Raw genomic sequence first — 14,765 nt, forward strand, 5'->3', positions numbered from 1 at the left:
CGTACGCCCCCAGCTCCACCGCCTCCCCCTCCAGCTTCGCCAAGTCCCGGACCTTCTTCGGATACCGGGCCCGCTCCACGTCCTCCTTCATGGAAGCGAGCTTCCCGCCCGCCCCCAGAACCTCGTCCGCCTTGTCGAGGAACTCCGGCTTCGGGATTCGCCGCGCGCACTCCACGGAGGACACCATCTCCTCGCCGTACCCGATCGCCGCGGCCAACTCCGCCTGCTTCAGGCCGGCCTGCTCCCGCCACGCCTTGATCTGCCGGCCGACCATCCTGAGTACGGCCTCGGCCTCCCCGTCCTCCACGCCTTCCCCTCCTGATGTACCAGCCGTACGGTGCACCCACGCACCCGTACAGTCACTGTCTGTGTCTTTGCGGTCACTGTTCAGCGTAGGGAAGTGCGGCCACGCTGGGTGACGTGAACCACGAATTCGCCGTGCAGCTCTCGGCCACCGGACGGGGCGCCCGTCTCGCCCGACTCCTCGCGGAACGCCAACTCGCCGACTGGGGCGAGCCGTACGAGGACGCCGCGCAGGTGGTGGCGGAGCTGGCCTCCAACGCCGTACTCCATGGCCGCGTCCCCGGGCGGGACTTCCGCCTGCGTCTGCGTCTGCGCCCCGACGGCACCCTGCGTATCGAGCTGACCGACGCCCGGGGTGACCGGATCCCGCGTGTCCCGGACCCGGTGAGTGACGTCACGGAGTCCGGCAGGGGGCTGCGCATCGTGACGGCATACGCGGCGCACTGGGGCGTGGAGGAGGCGCCGCCCAGCGCCAAGACCGTGTGGGCCGAAATGGCGCCGCGTCGCGGCCGGACCTGATCCGGTGACGCCCGACGCCAAAGACCAGGAACCGGGGAAAGAACCGAACGTTTCGGTGCAGCGTCGGTCGCGGCGACCCCAGACACGCATCGGCCCTCGCCGGGACTGCCATCCCAGTGCGAGGGCCTGATCGCCAAGGAAGAAGGCTCTTCCCGCGGAGTAGAGCACGTCAACGAACCGCACCACGACGACTGGTCGCTGCCCGCCGGGACCCCGGTCGGCCCCCCGCCAAGACCTGCGACGAGCAACGTTCACCTGGTACGGCCGAAAGCCACCGATTCGTCCCCTGAGCCCCGCCACCCCCGTTCGATTACAGTGCTCGCGTCGTACGAGCGGAGCGGACGGTTCGCCGGGGAGGTCTAGGTGGGTGCGACAGCCGGGCCTGTCTGGGGGCGGGCCGAGCAGCAGGACTTCCGGAGCAGGGTGCGCGGCACGCTGCTGGGCGTGGCCGTCGGGGACGCCCTCGGGGCGCCGGTCGACGGGATGGGGATCGAGGAGATCCGGGAGACGTACGGCCCGGAGGGTGTCGTGGACCTCGTCCCCGCCCACGGCCGGCGCGGCGCCGTCACGCACCTCACCCAGCTCACCCTCTTCAGCGTGGACGGCCTGATACGCGCCCAGGTGCGCCGGGACACCGGCGCCTGGCACCCGCCGACCGACCTGCACCGGGCGTATCTGCGCTGGGCGGCCACCCAGCGGGACTGGGGGCCGGACGAGCGGCGCGAGGAGGACGGCTGGCTGGCCCGGGAGGAGTGGCTGTACGCCCGCCGGGGACCGACCCGCGCCCTCCTGATCGGCTTCGGCGACGAGAAGATGGGGACGCTGGAAACGCCCAAGAATCCCGGCGAGGCCGGGCCCGAGGCCGCCGCCCGCTCCGCGCCCTTCGGGCTGCTCGTCGGCTGGGAACCGCAGCTCGTCGTCCAGCTGGCGGTCGAGTGCGCGGCGCAGAGCCACGGGCACCCCACCGCCTACCTGGCCGCCGCAGCGTACGCCGTCATCGTCCACGGACTGGCCCGCGGCGAGAGCCTCGACGGCGCCGTACAGCACGCGCTCGCGATACTGGTGGCGCGGCCGGGGCACGAGCCGGTGTCAGGAGCGTTGCAGCAGGCGCTGGGCGCGGTGCGGCAAGGCATCCCCACGCCCGGCCGCGTGGAGGAACTGGCCGGGGACGGCACGGCCGAGGGCGTGCTGTCCGCCGCCGTCTACTGCACGCTCGTCGGCGAGGACGTACGCCACGGCCTCCGCCTCGCCGCCAACCACGGCGGTCCCTCCGCCGCCGCCACCGCCCTCACCGGTGGCCTCCTCGGCGCCCTCCACGGCGAAACGGCCCTCCCCCCGGCCTGGCTCGCCGAACTGGAGGGCCGCCCCACCATCCTGGAACTCGCCGACGACTTCGCCATGGAGATGACCCAGGGGCCCGCGTTGCACAGCCCGGCGGGGGCGTCCCCGGCGTGGCTGGCCCGGTACCCCAGGGCCTGAGCGGCCGGATCAGCGTCTGAGCGGCCTGATCAGTCCTTCACCGCCACTCCCGGCGCCCCGCCCTGCTGGGTCGGGATCGCCGCCGCGGCGCCCGCGCCGCCCGGGCCGTCGTCGTCCGTGTTGATCCGCTCGATGATGGCCAGGCGTTCCGGGGTGTCCTCCGGCTTGAGGTAACCGATGAGGATGTAGAGGAACAGGGAGACGGCGAGCGGGATCGACACCTGGTACTGGAGGGGGACGCCGCCGTCGATGTTCCAGTGGACGGGGTAGTTCACCAGCCAGAAGGCGAACAGGCCGGTCGCCCAGCTGGTGAGGGCGGCGGTGGGACCGGAGCGGCGGAAGGGGCGGAGCAGGCCGAGCATCATGGGGATGGCCATGGGGCCCATCAGGCCGGCGACCCATTTGATGACGACGGTGATGATGTCGCCGAAGGTGGGGGAGTTGACCTGCGTCGCCGCCGCCATCGACAAGCCCAGGAAGACGACCGTGGTGATGCGGGCGACCCGCAGGCCCTGGCCTTCGCTCCAGGCCCGGGCCCGCCGCCAGACGACCGGTGCGCAGTCCCGTGTGAACACCGCGGCGATGGCGTTGGCGTCGGAGGAGCACATGGCCATGGTGTGGGAGAAGAAACCGACGATGACCAGGCCCAGCAGGCCGTGCGGGAGCAGTTGCTCGGTCATCAGGCCGTAGGAGTCGGAGCCGTCGGCCTTCTGGGACTCGACCAGCAGGGGGGACATCCACATGGGGAAGAAGAGGACCAGCGGCCAGACCAGCCACAGGATCGCCGAGAGGCGGGCCGAGCGCTCGGCCTGGTACGCGTCGGACGTGGCCATGTAGCGCTGGGCCTGGTTGAGCATGCCGCCGTTGTACTCGAAGAGCTTGATGAAGAGGAAGGCGAGCAGGAAGACGGTGCCGTAGGGGCCGACCAGCGGTTCGCCGTGGCCCTGGAGTTCGGGCTCGTCCCAGGCGCCGAGGAAGCCGATGCCCTTGTCGTTCAACTCCATGACGACGGCGACGAACATCGCGATGCCGGCGAGGAACTGGATGACGAACTGGCCGAGTTCCGTCAGCGCGTCCGCCCACAGGCCGCCGATCGTGCAGTAGACGGCGGTGATGGTGCCGGTGATGAGGATGCCCTGGTTCAGGGAGATTCCCGTGAAGACCGACAGCAGCGTCGCGATCGCCGCCCACTTCGCGCCGACGTCGACGATCTTCAGCAGCATGCCGGACCAGGCCAGCGCCTGCTGAGTCTTCAGGTCGTAGCGGTTCTTCAGGTACTCCAGCGGGGAGGCCACATGGAGCCGGGAGCGCAGCCGGTTGATCCGCGGGGCGAACAGCTTCGAGCCGATGGCGATGCCCAGGGCGATGGGGAACGACCAGGTGACGAAGGAGGTGACGCCGTAGGTGTAGGCGATGCCCGCGTAGCCCGTGAACATCACCGCGCTGTAGCCGGACATGTGGTGCGAGATGCCGGACAGCCACCAGGGCATCTTGCCGCCGGCGGTGAAGAAGTCGCTGACGTTGTCGACGCGTTTGTGCGACCAGACGCCGATCGCGACCATCACGCCGAAGTAGCCGATGAGCACGGCCCAGTCGAGACTGTTCATGTGCCACCCTTCCAGGGTCCGCCCAGGGTCCGCCTTGTGAACGGCCCGCTCATCGTGAGTGGGGTGACAGGGGCGCGACAAGGAACCTGGAGGTCAAGGGCTGGCAAAATTGTTCTCTCTGGTGACTCTCGTTCACACACCTGAACGGAGAAAAAGGGCCGGCGCAACCGTCGGCCCTTCCCTTCGGATGACGTCAGCGAAACACGCCGACCGCCCCGGCCCCACCGCTCACCGCAGCTCCTCCGGGCACGGCGTCCCGCGCGGCCAGTCGTACGGCGAGGCGAGCCGGTAGGTGCCCGCGCGGGGCGCGAGGAGCATCGTCCACTTGTCGCCCTCCTCGTCCTCCTCCGTCTCCATCAGACAGCCGTTGACGTTCTCGTACGTCTTCGGCTCGCCGTCGGGACGGTCCTGGGACTCCTCGGTCTCGCGCGGTCCCTCCACGCCCTTGCCCTCCTCGTCGACCAGCTTCAGCCAGGGCGAGTAGGGGACGCGGATGAGCACCCGGCCGGGCGCGCTGACCCGGAGGGTCATCTCGCCCTGCTCGGCGCGCTCCACGGTGGCGGGCGGGTCGGCGAGCGGGGCGGGGTCCTTCACCCGGAACAGCTGCCAGTTGGCGTCGCCCCAGATCTGCTCCAGGTACGGCAGACCGCGCTGCACCAACTCGCGTTCGCGCTGCCCGCCGTCGCCGTCCGGCTCGTCCTTCGGCAGGACCACGAAGTGGACCGCCCAGCGCTTGAGCCACAGGTGGTAGTTGGCCGAGTTCAGGGTGTCGTCGTAGAAGAGCGGGTTGCGCTCCATGTCGGCCTGGCGGTTCCAGCCGCGGGCCAGGTTGATGTACGGGGCGAGCGCGGAGGCCTCGCGGTGCGAGCGGGCCGGGACCACCTCGACGCGGCCCTTGTCGGCGCCGACCTCCTGCAACTCGTTGACGAGCGGGGCCAGCTCGCGGGCCCAGGAGGCGCGCGGCGTGGTGCGTATGACGTCATCGGCCGATTTGTAGCCTATCCAGGCCACGAACCCGACGACGGCGAGGACGAGCGCGTACCACTTGCGCGAACGCGGCACCGCGAACGGCAGCGCCGCCACCAGCGCCACGCCCGCGAACAGCATCGCGAGGCGCGTGATGTTCGAGCCGATCTGCGAGCTGATCAGCCAGACGAGGAGAATGGCGAGGAAGTAGACGGCGGAGGTGATCCGCACGGTCGTCCACTCGCGCGGGACGAGCAGGAGGACCAGGAGCGCGTACACCATCGGCAGCAGGGACGAGCCGAACGACATCGGCTGGGTGCCGGAGAACGGGAACGCCCACGCGGAGACCGCGACCACCGCGGTCGGCCCGAGGCCCAGCGCCCAGGCGCCCGGCCGCCGCTTCTGGAGGAACAGCGCCACCGCGACCAGGCCCACGAACAGGCCCGCGACCGGCGACGACATGGTGGCCAGTGCGGCCAGCGGCGCCGCGCACAGCGCCTTCGCCCAGCGCTTGTAGCGCCAGCGGTACGGCCAGCAGAACACCGCCGCCACGGCCGCGAGGGCGAAGAGGGTGCCGAGGCCGAAGGTGACCCGGCCCGAGACCGCGTTGCCGAGCAGCCCGAACACGCCCGCCAGCGCGGGCCACAGCGGATTGCGCACCACCCGGCTGCGGATCAGGATCATCGTCAGCAGGCCCGCCGACAGCGTCCCGGCGATCATCATCGTCGTCCGGACGCCGAGCACCGACATCAGATACGGCGACACCACGCTGTACGAGACCGGGTGCATCCCGCCGTACCAGGCGAGGTTGTACGCCGAGTCCGGGTGCCGGCCGACGAACTCGGCCCAGGCGTCCTGTGCCGCGAGATCGCCACCGCTGTTCGCGAATGTGAAGAACCAGACGATGTGCAGCACACCGGCCACGGCGGTGACGAAGAGCGCGGGGTGGCGCCGCACCCGGTCACGGACGGCGGTGACCACCGATCGCCGCGACTCCTCCGGCCGCTCGGGCGGGCCGGCGGGTACGCGTATTCGCGGGCCGTCTCCCGGGCCCGGACCGGTGTCGTCGGTGCGTGTCGGCTCCGCAGTGGCCACCTGAAGGCACTCCCCGTGTCCCGCTTCTTCTGTTCTCGGCCGCGTGGTCCGTTCGCCGACCGTTCCCTTGAGGGTCTCCGGGAGTTCCCGTCCGCGTCCCCCGCGCGGGCGGCCTGTCCCGATTCGTGACGCTAGCACGCACCCCGCCGGAAGGTTCCCTCGTGGGTCCCCGGCGGGGTGCGCGCATGCGGTGTGATCAGCCGATACGGGTCAGCCTGTCCGCGAAGCCCGGCTCGACCAGATCGTCCCGGAGCGCGACCGGCACCTTCACGGCACCCGCGGTCGCCCCGTCACCGACGGTGAGCGCGCCGACCTTCGTGCCCGCCTTCGCGGTGTGCGGCAGCTCGTCGGCGGCGAAGGACAGCTTCACCGTCAGGCCCGGCCAGCCGACCGCGGTCACGTCCTGCGTGGCCACCACCGGCGTACGGCCGCCCAGGCCGTCGTCCACATAGCCGACGACGTCGCCCTTCTTCAGGATCGTCGCCGACTCCAGCGCGTCCTGCGCGGCCCGGATCAGCTGGTCGCCCGCGGACAGCGCGCCCTGGAGGATCGTGTTGTCCTTGCCGCCCGGAGGCTGGCGCACGACCGCGCCGACGATGGTGTGGGTCTCGCCGCCGATCTCCTTCTTCGCGGCGAACACCAGGTTGCCGAGGGCGGAGGTGGTGGTGCCGGTCTTGATGCCGACCACGTTGTTGCTGCCCACCAGCTCGTTCCAGTTGCGGCGGTTGACGCCCTTGTAGTCGTCGTACGACATCATCGCGGCGACCTCGCGGAACGCGGGCAGCGTCATCGCGGCCTTGGCCAGCTTCACCTGGTCCACGGCCGTGCTGACCGTGGTGTCGTTCAGACCCGAGGGGTCGGTGTACGTGGTGTTGGTCATGCCGAGGTCCTTCGCGGTGGCGTTCATCTTCGCCACGAAGTCCTTCTCCGCGCCCGCGTCCCAACGGGCCAGCAGCCGCGCCACATTGTTCGCGGACGCGATGAGGATGCTCTCCAGGGCCTCGCGCTCGGAGATCTGGTCGCCCGCGAAGACGTCGACCGTCGACTCCTGACCGGCGTCCGACTGCTCCTCGGCCGCCTGGTCGATCTTGATCATCGGCCCCTCCTCGCCGCTCTTCAGCGGGTGTTCGCGGAGGATCACGTACGCCGTCATGACCTTGGCGACGCTGGCGATCGGCACCGGCTTCTGCTCGCCGGACGAACCGAACGTGCCGATGCCCTGGACGTCGAGGGCGGCCTGGCCGTCCTGCGGCCACGGGATCGCGATCTTGGAGCCGTCGAAGGTGTAGCTGTCCTCCGCGGTCAGCTGGAGGGTGGGCGTCGGCAGCGGACGTACCGACTGGATCACCGCGACCACGACGACCAGCAGCAGTACCAGCGGCGTCCAGATCTTCACCCGGCGCACGGCCGTGCGCAGCGGCGTCTGCGGGGGCGGCGGCGTGTTCGTCAGCTCCGCCAGCAGATCCAGCGGCGGCTTCGGCGGCAACGGCTGCTGCGTGGTCCGCTCCGGGCCGATCTGGGGCACGGCGGTGGTGACGTCGGCGCGGGCGGCCGGTTCGGCCGGCTTCGCGGGTGCGGCCGGCTTCTCGGGCGCGGCCGGCTTCGCGGGCGCGGCCGGGCGGGGCTTGCGGACCGCCGGGTCGTCCAGCTGCTTCAGCGCGACGAACGTGCTGGTCCGCTCGGCGTCGTTGTCGCCCTTCTCGCCGTCCTCGGGCTTCCCGGAGTCCTTGGCGGACTCCTTCGACTCCTCCGACTCCTCGGATTCCTTGGCCTTTTCGGGGTCCTTGGAATCCTTGGCCTTCGCGGGCTCCTCGGCGGGTTTCGCCTTTGCGGCGTCACCCAGCTTCAGCATGGTGGTGGGCTGGTCGACCGCGGGCTTCGGCGGCCGTACGGCCTTGAAGACGGTGGTGGGCTGGTCGACCGGGGCATCGTCGGACGCGGCCTTGGAGGAGCCCTGCCGGGCCTCCGCCTTGGCGTCCTTCTCGGCCTCCGGCGTGCTCTTGTCGCCGTCGGCGTCGCTCCTGGGGTCCTTCGGGTCCTTCGGGTCCTTCGGGTCCTTGGTGCCCTCCGCGTCCGCGGCGGGCTCACCACCGTCGGCCTCGGCATCGGCATCGGCGTCCGCCTTGGCGTCGGTTTCGCTCCCGTCCGCGTCCGCGGTCACGTCCGCAGCCGCCGTCGCGGCCTCGGCATCCGCCCCGGCCTTCTCGGAGCGCTCGTCGCCGCCATCGGCCACGTCCTCGCCGTCCCTCTCGCCCTGAGCGTCGCCCCCGGACGCAGCCTCGGGCTCGGACTTGGACTCCGCCCCGGACTTGGACTCCGCCCCGGACTCGCCCTTCGCCGCCCGGGATTCGGCCTCCTCGGCCTCCTGGGAGGGCTCGGCCCCGCCGGACGGCGCGTCGTCCGCCGAGCGGACCCACGCCGCCACCGTGGCGCGCAGCTCCTCGTCGTCCTTCTTCCCGGCGGCCCCGGCGGCCCCGGCGCCCCCGGCGGCCCTGGCGGCGCCCTCGCGCGCCTCCGCGAGGTCCTTGGCCGAGAGGATTCGCGTCGCCGTGTCGACACCCGCCCGGGCCACGGCGAGGCGCGGATCGTCCGCCTCGCGCCTGGCCTCGGGAACCGGACCCGCGCTCCCCGACGTCGGTTCTGCCGACGACTCGCGCTGCTTCGACCTGTCGGGGGACTCGCCCGCCACCGATGCCTCCTCCATGCCGCACGTTCCCGTGCGCCTACCGAACCGAACCACCGCCCGGACACCCCGGCCACACCGGTGTCCGAACCATGTACCAGTGTCCTGTGTGCGGGTTAAACCCAAGCGGTAGACGAGAACGACATACCTACCGGTTCCCTCACGAACCGGTCACGCACCCTCGACAGACCAATGTGAGAGGGGTCACCCTGTCATTCATCCACGCGGGGAGGCATGGATGGGCAGGAGCCGCAGAACACTTCCGGAGGAGCTTCTGCTGCTGGCATTGGACCCGGCCACGGGTACCACTGCACAGCCGCAGTCGCTCGACCTGGGTCTGGCCGGAGCACAGCTAGTGGAGCTGGCGCTGGCCGGACGGATAGCCCCAGACGGGGATCGTATCGCCGTGGTGGTACCACGGCCGACAGGAGATCCGACACTGGACTGCGCGTTGGAGTTGCTGCGAAGGCGCGGCGCTCCGGTACGGGCCGTCCACTGGATCGGCGGGCCGCGTCTCGGGCTCCGCCAGACGTACCTCTCGCATCTGGAGCGGTGCGGCATGGTGCATGCCGTGGAGGGCCAGATGTGCGGGGTGCTGCCGACGACTCGCTACCAGGCGACGGACAACGCCATCAGCCGGGAGATCAGGGCCCGGCTGGATTCCGCGATCCGCACCGGCGTACCGCCGGACCCGCGGACCGCGGCGCTCGCCGCCCTGGCGCACGCCGTGGGTCTCGGCAAGCACCTGTATCCGGGGAACGAGGGACGCTCGTCCCGCTCCCGGCTGCGGGACCTGATCAGGCACGACCCCATGGGCGGCCTCGTGGCGCACGCCGTGATGGACGTCCAGAACGGTGTGGCGGCCCAGCCGCGCCGTGCCGCGGCGGGACCGGCAGGCCGGCCGGCCACCGGAGCCAGGGCGGCCGAACCCGCACGCGGGGTTCCGGCTCAGCCGCACCGCGGCAGCATGGCCCGCGCCGTGGCCCACTGAGCTGCTTCCACGGCAGTAGCGGGACAAGGCAGTACGGGACACAGGCAGTACGGCGACACAAGCCCGGTTTCGGGAGCCGCGCGAGCCGCGCGGGGTGGCGGAACGCGTCGTTCGGACGACGCACGCGTCCGCCGCCCCGCGCGGACGCATGCGCGCGTGCGTGTGCGGATCTGTGGATCTGGCGTGTACCCGCCGCATATCCGGTGTTTCCCAGCGGTACGAACCGGCTTGGTGGCAGTCTGCTCAACAGCAGATACGCAAAGTCGCAGCAGCCGGAGGTGCACGTCCCGTGGCGTCCAATGTCAATCCCACCGTCAGGCGGCGCCGGCTGGGCCAGGAGCTGCGTCGGCTCCGTGAGCTCAAGGGCATGACGGCCGAGGAGGTGGCGGAGCGACTGCTGGTGTCGCAGTCGAAGATCAGCCGCCTGGAGAACGGCCGTCGCAGCATCAGTCAGCGCGATGTGCGCGACCTGTGCGGGGTCTACGAGGTGGAGGACCACCGGATCGTCGATTCGCTGATGCAGATGGCGAAGGACTCGCGCCAGCAGGGGTGGTGGCACTCCTTCGGCGACATCCCCTACAGCGTCTACATCGGCCTGGAGACGGACGCGGCCAGCCTGCGGGTGTACGACCCGCAGGTGGTGCCCGGCCTGTTGCAGACCCGCAGTTACGCGGAGGCGCTGATCCAGGGTGCCCTGCCGGAGGCGACACCGACCGACATCGAGAAACGGGTGCAGGTCAGACTGCGCCGGCAGGAACGTATTGCCGCTGAGGAGAACCCGCTGCGGCTGTGGGCGGTGCTCGACGAGGCGGCGGTGCGCCGCGAGGTCGGCAGTAAACAGGTGATGATCGAGCAGTTGGAGTATCTGCTGGAGATGTCCCAGCTGCCGCATGTCACCGTGCAGTTGATCCCGTTCCAGATGGGCGCGCATCCCGGGGTGAGCGGCCAGTACGCGATTCTGGAGTTTCCGGACGCCGCCGATTCGAGTGTCGTCTACATCGAGGGCGTCACCAGTGATCTCTATCTGGAGAAGGCGCAGGATGTCCAGAAATATGCGGTGATGTACGAGCATTTGCGGGCGCAGGCGCTGAATGTCGATCAAACCCGGGAATTCCTTGCCGAAGTGGCGAAGGACTACGCCGGTCTCCGGTGAGGCGCCGCAAAGTACACCGTGCCCCCGACCGGACGGAAGACCCTATTGGAATATGCCATCCGGTCGAGTGAATGGTCGCTCCCGACGTCCGAGTGGGCGAGTAGCGTCGATCACGCCATCGAGCAAGAACGTTGGCGCAAAGGCAGCAACTCAGCAACTGGTTACTGGAGCGAAAATGGCGATCAAGCAGGGCGCGACGGACAAGTGGGTCAAGTCCTCCTACTCCCAGGGCAACGGCGCGTGCGTCGAGATCAAGTCCCCGGTTCCGTCGGCCATGGCCGTCCGGGACTCCAAGGTCCAGCGGGGCCCCGTGCTGGCCTTCCCCGCCGGCGCGTGGAACGCCTTCGTGGCCTCGGTCAAGGCGTAGCCCGCACCGCCCGCGGGGCACGAGCACCACATCAGCACCACAGCAGCACCACCCTCAGAGCCCTCTCGACGAGCCCGCCGTCCTTGCCGAGGGGGCTCGGCTGTGCCCGCACTGCCCGTACGGGCCACGCCGAACCCCCGCCCGGTCCCGGCTCAGCCGAGCTGCGCCTCGATCGCCGCGACGATCTCCGCCGACTCCGGCTCGACCTGCGGGGAGAAGCGGGCGACGACGGTGCCGTCCCGGCCGATCAGGAACTTCTCGAAGTTCCAGCGGATGTCTCCGCTGTGCCCCTCGGCGTCGGCGAAGCCGGTCAGCCGCTCGTACAGCGGGTGCCGGTGCTCGCCGTTGACCTCGACCTTCTCGGTCAGCGGGAAGGTCACGCCGTAGGTCGCGGAGCAGAACTCGGCGATCTCCGCGGCGCTGCCCGGCTCCTGGCCCATGAACTGGTTGCAGGGCACGCCGAGCACGGTGAAGCCCCGTGCGGCGTAGCGCTCCTGGAGCCGCTCCAGACCGGCGTACTGCGGGGTCAGGCCGCACTTGGAGGCCACGTTCACCACGAGCACGGCCTGCCCGGCGTACTGCTTGAGGTTGGCGGCGCCGCCCTGGAGGGCGTCGATGTCGACGTCGAGGGGGGATGCGTTGGTCGTCATAGGGCGGATGCTAACTCCGCCGGGTGGCGGCGGCCCCGCCCGGCACATCCCCGGCCTCGCGCACAAGCCCTTCCCCGGCCTCGCGCGCAACCCCCTCCCCGGCCTCGCGCCGCAGTCCCTCCCCGGCCGACCGTACGAGGACGTCGCCCGCCGCCGTCCGGGCGTACAGCACCGAGCGCCCCGCCCGTCGCCCGTCCACCAGGCCCGCGTCCCGCAGCACCCGCAGATGCCGTCCGACCGAGCCGAGGCCCTGCCCGGTCAGGGCCGTCAGCTGGGTGGTGCTCAGGGGTGAGCCGAGGAGGACCAGGACGGCGGCGCGGGCCCGGCCGAGCAGGGCGCCGAGGCTCGCGGGCACCGGCCGGGCGTGGTCGTCGGCGAGCACGCCGGCGCACGGGTAGACGAGGGCGTACCGCTGCCGCTCCGGCTCCTCCCAGCTCACCCAGCCGGTGCGCGGGGTGACCGGGACGAGGAGGAGTTCGGCGCCGGAGATGTCGCGCGGCGGGTACTCGTGGAGATTGACCTGGAAACGGTTGGCGCCCAGCCAGCGGGTGCCGGGCCGCAGCGCGTCCAGCACCGCCGCCCAGCCGCCCCGGCTCATCCGCGCGGTCCGGGCCACCACGTCGGCCTCCAGCACGCGGCGGCGCCGGGCCCAGTACGGCCGTACGGTCTCGGTCCAGACCTGGGTGAGAAGCTCCGCCGCGCGCTGCGGCAGGTCGTCGCGGTCCAGCTCGGCGGGGAGCGGCCCGCGCAGGGAGAGGCGCAGGTGGGCGCGGGCCGCCGCCGGATCGGTGGCGCGGATCCGGGCGGCGGCCCGCGCGAAGTCCTCGCCGTCCAGCGGGGTCGGGGTGAGGAAGTCGGCGATCCAGTCCCTGCCGAGCCCGGCCCGCACCAGCAGCGCGGTCACCGGGTCGGCGGCCAGGCGGGCGCGGTAGCCGGGGAGATGGGCGCGCAGCCAGGCCTGCTCGCCGGGGTGCCGGCCGCTCCCGGTGTGCAGCAGCTTCAGGCTCGCGAAGGTCTCGGCGTAGGGGGAGATCAGGAACCGGCTGCGGGCGAGGGTGTCGGCGTCGACCTGCCACCAGCCCATCGGCCGTCCCCCCTCATCCGGCTCTCGCCGGGCACTCTGTGGTTTCGCTGGTGTGCGAAACAATAACGAGGCGTTCGCGGGCGCCACAGACTCCGGGCATGCGCACAACACCCGGCTACAAAGGCCTGTTCCGCACACCGGAGTTCACTCCGCTCTTCCTGTCCACCGCCGCCCAGACCGCCGCCCAGACGCTCGGCGGGCTCGCGCTCGGCACCCTGGTGTTCCGGGCGACCGGGTCGCCGCTGCTGGCGGCGGTGAGCATGTTCGGCTCGTCGCTGGCCCAGGTCGTCGGGGCGACCTTCCTGATGTCCGGGGCGGACCGGCTCCCGCCCAGGGCCACCCTCACCGGGGTGGCGCTGGCGTTCGCGGCCTGCACGGCGGTGCTCGCGGCGCCGGGGCTGCCGGTGTGGGCGGTGCTCGCGGTCGTCTTCGCGCAGGGGCTGGTGGCCTCGCTGGGCGGGGGAGTGCGATGGGGGCTGCTGACCGAGATCCTCTCCACGGAGCGCTACCTGCTCGGACGTTCGCTCTTCAGCATGATGAGCGGCCTCGCGCAGATCGCGGGCTTCGCGACCGGCGGAGTCCTGGTCGCCGTGCTGTCGCCGCGCACCGCGCTGCTGCTGGCGGCGCTGCTGTACGCCGGGGCCGCGCTCGGACTGCGGCTGGGCCTCACGGCCCGCCCGCCGCGCGCGTCCGGCCGCCCCTCGGTGCGCGCCACCCGGCGGTCCAACGCGCTGCTGTGGTCGTCGCCCGCCCGCCGGTGCGTGTACCTCGCCCTGTGGGTGCCCAACGGGCTGATCGTCGGCTGTGAGTCGCTGTACGTCTCCTACGCCCCCGAGGCCGCCGGCACCCTGTTCGCCTGCGCCGCGCTCGGCATGTTCGCCGGGGACGTGACGGTCGGCCGGCTGCTGCCGCCGGGGCGGCGGGCCCGGCTCGGCGTACCGCTGCTGCTGCTCCTCGCCGGGCCGTATCTGCTGTTCTTCCTGCACCCGCCGGTGCCGGTCGCCGCCGTGCTGGTGCTGGTGGCGTCCGCCGGGTTCGGGGCGGGTCTGGTCCAGCAGGAGCGGCTGGTCGCCCTCACCCCGGACGAACTCTCCGGACACGCCCTCGGGCTGCACTCCGCGGGGATGCTGACGATGCAGGGGGTGGGCGCGGCACTGGCGGGCGCGCTGGCCCAACTCTCCTCGCCGGGCGTGGCGATGACGGTGATGGCGGTGGCGTCGGCCGGGGTGACGGGGATGCTGGCGCGGGGGCTGCGGACGGCGGGGAAGGAGAAGGGCGACGCGGTCACGGACGGAGCTACGGACGCGGCTCCGGCTCGGGCTCGGTGAACACCTGGGGGACCTCGTTGTCCAGCACCACGCGGGCGAGCAGCGCGGTCAGCTGCTCGCGCTCGGCGGGCGCGAGGCCCGACGGCAGCTCCTCGATCCGGCGGCAGGTCGCGTCGTAGAACTCCTTGGCGAGCGCGGCGCCCTCCTCGGTGAGACCCACCCGCACGGCCCGCTTGTCCCGGGGGTCGGCCTCACGCCGGACCAGGCCGCGCTGCGCGGTCCGGTCCACCAGGCCGGTCAGGCTGGACTTGGCCAGGCCCAGCATCGCGCCGAGCTCGGACATGCCGTACGGCTGCGGCATCAGTACACACAGCAGCTGCCCCTGCTGCGGGGTCAGACCGAACCGGCGGCCCGACTCGGCGTACACGGCGTCCACCAGGAACGCCGACCGCACCAGCGCGGCCACGACACCCATCCGCTCACCTGCGGGTACGGCTTCGCCCATTCGGCCAGGGTACGAGACCGGGCCCGGCGGACGTCAGCCGGCCGGGACCTTCCGGGCCTCGGCGGCCGGGCGCGGCGATCCGGCGGCGGCACCGG

At 71.6% G+C, this 14,765-nt stretch carries 13 protein-coding genes; 6 read left to right on the forward strand and 7 right to left on the reverse strand.

All coding sequences use genetic code 11. The features are described 5' to 3' along the window. On the reverse strand, positions 1-307 hold a 307-nt coding region (locus VE614_RS08855), incomplete at its 3' end, for a helix-turn-helix transcriptional regulator (protein ID WP_324934423.1). A gap of 113 nt (positions 308-420) precedes the next feature. On the opposite strand from VE614_RS08855, the gene VE614_RS08860 reads away from it, so the two are divergent. Together VE614_RS08860 and VE614_RS08865 are read left to right on the forward strand one after the other, a co-directional pair. Continuing rightward, positions 421-822 (forward strand): ATP-binding protein, encoded by a 402-nt coding sequence (locus tag VE614_RS08860; protein WP_324934429.1) that lies wholly within the window; start codon positions 421-423, stop codon positions 820-822. 363 nt (positions 823-1,185) lie between these two features. Continuing rightward, positions 1,186-2,301, forward strand: a complete 1,116-nt coding sequence (locus VE614_RS08865) for an ADP-ribosylglycohydrolase family protein (RefSeq protein WP_324934431.1) — start codon at positions 1,186-1,188, stop codon at positions 2,299-2,301. Between the two features lie 29 nt (positions 2,302-2,330). On the opposite strand, the gene VE614_RS08870 is transcribed toward VE614_RS08865, so the two are convergent. From VE614_RS08870 to VE614_RS08880, 3 genes are all read right to left on the reverse strand, one after another. Further along, complete coding sequence (locus VE614_RS08870; RefSeq protein ID WP_324934433.1) at positions 2,331-3,908, reverse strand: sodium:solute symporter family protein; 1,578 nt, start codon at positions 3,906-3,908, stop codon at positions 2,331-2,333. Between the two features lie 228 nt (positions 3,909-4,136). Further along, positions 4,137-5,969, reverse strand: coding sequence for an MFS transporter (locus VE614_RS08875; protein WP_324934435.1), 1,833 nt, complete (start codon positions 5,967-5,969; stop codon positions 4,137-4,139). 196 nt (positions 5,970-6,165) lie between these two features. Continuing rightward, positions 6,166-8,673, reverse strand: coding sequence for a D-alanyl-D-alanine carboxypeptidase (locus VE614_RS08880; RefSeq protein WP_324934437.1), 2,508 nt, complete (start codon positions 8,671-8,673; stop codon positions 6,166-6,168). 217 nt (positions 8,674-8,890) lie between these two features. Between VE614_RS08880 and VE614_RS08885 the strand changes: the two genes are divergently transcribed. The 3 genes from VE614_RS08885 to VE614_RS08895 all read left to right on the forward strand — a co-directional run bounded on the left by VE614_RS08885 (position 8,891) and on the right by VE614_RS08895 (position 11,163). Further along, positions 8,891-9,643 carry a GOLPH3/VPS74 family protein gene (locus VE614_RS08885; RefSeq protein WP_324934439.1) on the forward strand — a complete coding sequence of 251 codons (753 nt, stop codon included), beginning with the start codon at positions 8,891-8,893 and terminating at the stop codon, positions 9,641-9,643. A gap of 289 nt (positions 9,644-9,932) precedes the next feature. Beyond that, positions 9,933-10,796, forward strand: a complete 864-nt coding sequence (locus VE614_RS08890) for a helix-turn-helix transcriptional regulator (protein WP_324934441.1) — start codon at positions 9,933-9,935, stop codon at positions 10,794-10,796. 175 nt (positions 10,797-10,971) lie between these two features. Continuing rightward, on the forward strand, positions 10,972-11,163 hold the full coding sequence (locus tag VE614_RS08895; RefSeq protein ID WP_324934443.1) for a DUF397 domain-containing protein: 192 nt from the start codon (positions 10,972-10,974) through the stop codon (positions 11,161-11,163). Positions 11,164-11,315: 152 nt separating this feature from the next. Here the strand turns inward: VE614_RS08895 and VE614_RS08900 are convergent, their stop codons facing one another. Together VE614_RS08900 and VE614_RS08905 are read right to left on the reverse strand one after the other, a co-directional pair. Further along, a complete protein-coding gene (locus VE614_RS08900) occupies positions 11,316-11,813 on the reverse strand; it encodes a glutathione peroxidase (protein WP_324934445.1) in 498 nt (165 codons plus the stop codon). 10 nt (positions 11,814-11,823) lie between these two features. Beyond that, positions 11,824-12,897, reverse strand: a complete 1,074-nt coding sequence (locus VE614_RS08905; protein WP_324934447.1) for a winged helix-turn-helix domain-containing protein — start codon at positions 12,895-12,897, stop codon at positions 11,824-11,826. A gap of 98 nt (positions 12,898-12,995) precedes the next feature. Between VE614_RS08905 and VE614_RS08910 the strand changes: the two genes are divergently transcribed. After that, complete coding sequence (locus VE614_RS08910) at positions 12,996-14,225, forward strand: MFS transporter (RefSeq protein ID WP_324934449.1); 1,230 nt, start codon at positions 12,996-12,998, stop codon at positions 14,223-14,225. Here the strand turns inward: VE614_RS08910 and VE614_RS08915 are convergent. Beyond that, positions 14,194-14,640, reverse strand: coding sequence for a MarR family transcriptional regulator (locus VE614_RS08915; protein ID WP_324934451.1), 447 nt, complete (start codon positions 14,638-14,640; stop codon positions 14,194-14,196). The genes VE614_RS08910 and VE614_RS08915 overlap by 32 nt on opposite strands. Positions 14,641-14,765: the final 125 nt, after the last annotated feature.

Origin of the sequence: Streptomyces sp. (assembly GCF_035645055.1) — a bacterium.
Lineage (GTDB): Bacteria > Actinomycetota > Actinomycetes > Streptomycetales > Streptomycetaceae > Streptomyces.

Coding starts and splice junctions, on each gene's coding strand:
- VE614_RS08870 (WP_324934433.1), bottom strand. CDS start 3,908: ATGAACAGTCTCGACTGGGCCGTGCTCATCGGCTACTTCGGCGTGATG.
- VE614_RS08880 (WP_324934437.1), bottom strand. CDS start 8,673: ATGGAGGAGGCATCGGTGGCGGGCGAGTCCCCCGACAGGTCGAAGCAG.
- VE614_RS08885 (WP_324934439.1), top strand. CDS start 8,891: ATGGGCAGGAGCCGCAGAACACTTCCGGAGGAGCTTCTGCTGCTGGCA.
- VE614_RS08895 (WP_324934443.1), top strand. CDS start 10,972: ATGGCGATCAAGCAGGGCGCGACGGACAAGTGGGTCAAGTCCTCCTAC.
- VE614_RS08900 (WP_324934445.1), bottom strand. CDS start 11,813: ATGACGACCAACGCATCCCCCCTCGACGTCGACATCGACGCCCTCCAG.
- VE614_RS08905 (WP_324934447.1), bottom strand. CDS start 12,897: ATGGGCTGGTGGCAGGTCGACGCCGACACCCTCGCCCGCAGCCGGTTC.
- VE614_RS08910 (WP_324934449.1), top strand. CDS start 12,996: ATGCGCACAACACCCGGCTACAAAGGCCTGTTCCGCACACCGGAGTTC.
- VE614_RS08915 (WP_324934451.1), bottom strand. CDS start 14,640: ATGGGTGTCGTGGCCGCGCTGGTGCGGTCGGCGTTCCTGGTGGACGCC.